Below are 623 nucleotides of genomic sequence, written 5' to 3'. Positions count from 1 at the left end.
CGCAGAAAAAAAGAATAAACATATCCCTAAGCAAGATGCATTAATACCATCGGACACATTCACATACTTTTGCGTCTTAACCTTATCAATCACTACTTAAAACGCTCCCTGAAAAATAACTTACAACATTTTCTGAGGTATCTTTCACTCTCTTAGACACGCTAAGTAAATGTAGGCGATAGTAAGCCCCTCTACCCATTAAATAAGCCCAAAGAGGATCAAGGTTTTTATCTTTAAGTCCAGCGTAGGCTATATCTCCAAACACAACATATTCTAAAGGTTTGAGATATGGGTTAGCGATAAGAGCAACACCGATCACCTGCATCACATCCGAACGTTTATCTTGTGTCGCTGCCTCGATGTAATCCTGAAAAGCATCATCTTCCATGTCGATATTGGCATTTCTCATTAAGCATTCAGGCGTAGCGCAACTAGCTTTAAAACGAACATTAAACGATTCATCATTCACTACTAGATTGCGTCGATAGCTGCCATCTTGAGAGAAATTATCAGCTTTTTCTGTCTGGCGTGACAAACGATTCTCTTCGATTTTTCTAAGCGCACCGCCCCCCTCAATGAAACCATTTTTGACCTGATGAATAAGATCATATCCAGTCTCATAG

Annotated in this window: 1 protein-coding gene; it reads right to left on the bottom strand. The window is 39.6% G+C overall.

The window, feature by feature from the left end; all coding sequences use genetic code 11:
* Positions 1 to 85 precede the first annotated feature (85 nt).
* A partial coding sequence (locus tag R7Z50_RS28645) for a hypothetical protein (RefSeq protein ID WP_318149900.1) occupies positions 86 to 623 on the bottom strand: 538 nt, incomplete at its 5' end.

The sequence above is a fragment of the Vibrio sp. 1249-1 genome (genome assembly GCF_033340495.1).
The sequence above is the reverse complement of the archived record's forward strand: the minus strand, read 5'-3'. Positions and strand labels throughout refer to the sequence as shown.